This is a genomic window from Mesorhizobium sp. M1C.F.Ca.ET.210.01.1.1, from assembly GCF_004791585.1.
Classification (GTDB): domain Bacteria; phylum Pseudomonadota; class Alphaproteobacteria; order Rhizobiales; family Rhizobiaceae; genus Mesorhizobium.
The window spans coordinates 1-1,153 of the sequence record NZ_SRUU01000090.1 but is presented as its reverse complement, the minus strand read 5'-3'; the positions used below and the strand labels follow the sequence as shown (position 1 = coordinate 1,153).

Genomic DNA, 1,153 nt, shown 5'->3' with positions numbered 1-1,153 from the left:
TATCTGCACGAACAGAGATTTGTGCGAGAAGAGCGACTGAGCCTCGAACCGGACGGCCATCCGATTCGAGGCTTGGCGAAGTCGCCCGAAACCCCTTCGGTTACAACCGTGGATGAGCCTGGGATCTTCGCCTTCGTCACGTACGACCGAATAGTCGCTTGGCTCCAATCGCACGCACAAGGCAGGTTATCGTGAACAAGACCATCTGTGGAGTGGATGTTTCGAAAGAATGGCTCGATGCCCATATCGAGCCGAGCGGGGCGGCAGGCCGCTTCCGTAACGATGCGGCAGGCATAGCCGAGCTGGCCGCTTGGTGTCAGGGCCATGGCGTCGAGCTTGCCGTCATGGAGGCCAGCGGCGGCGGCGAGCGGCTGGCGTTCCTGCTGCTGTGGGAGCTGAGCCTGCCTTGCGCTCTCGTCAATGCGCGCAACGTACGCCGTTTTGCAGAGGCGATGGGCTTCCTGGAAAAGACCGACAGGATCGATGCCGCCATGATCGTCGGCTACGCACAGGCCAAGCGCGTACAAGCGACGCCGCCGCCGAGCGCGGCCGAGCAGCGTCTCAAGGCCTTGGTGGCGCGGCTCGGTCAGGTCACCGGCGATCTCACCATCCAGAAGCAGCGCAAGAGCGCTGCCGCCAACGCCGAGATCATCGCCAGCCTCGATGAGGTGATGGCGCTGCTTGTGCGCCAGAGCCGCAGGCTGGAGGGTGAGATCGCGTCGCTGATCGATGACGATCCCCTGTGGGCATGCCTTGACCGGGCCTTTCGCTCGCTCAAAGGGGTCGCCTCCCGTAGCGTTGCTCGCCTGATGGCCGAGTTGCCCGAGATCGGCATTCTGTCCAACAAGGCCATCGCCAAGCTGGCCGGCCTGGCCCCGATCGCCAATGACAGCGGCAAGCGCAGTGGCCGGCGGCCGGTACGGGGCGGACGTGCCGGACCGCGCTCCCTCCTCTTCCTCATTGCCCGCATCGTTGCCAAATACGATCCGCATCTGGCCGCCTTCCATCAGCGGTTGCAGGCCGCCGGCAAGGAGAAAATGGTCATCCGTATCGCGCTCGCCCGCAAGCTGCTCGTCATTCTCAATGCAAAAGCACGCGACGCGCGCAGCGAGTTCGCAAATGCAACTTGACACCTCAGATAGTCGCTCATCCG

General features: G+C 63.5%; 1 protein-coding gene. It reads left to right on the top strand.

Annotated features, from left to right (window positions below; genetic code table 11):
• The first annotated feature begins 191 nt into the window (after positions 1-191).
• Entirely contained in the window at positions 192-1,130 is a 939-nt protein-coding gene (locus EN853_RS33040) for an IS110 family transposase (protein WP_127859540.1), read from the top strand.
• The last annotated feature ends 23 nt before the right edge of the window (positions 1,131-1,153 follow it).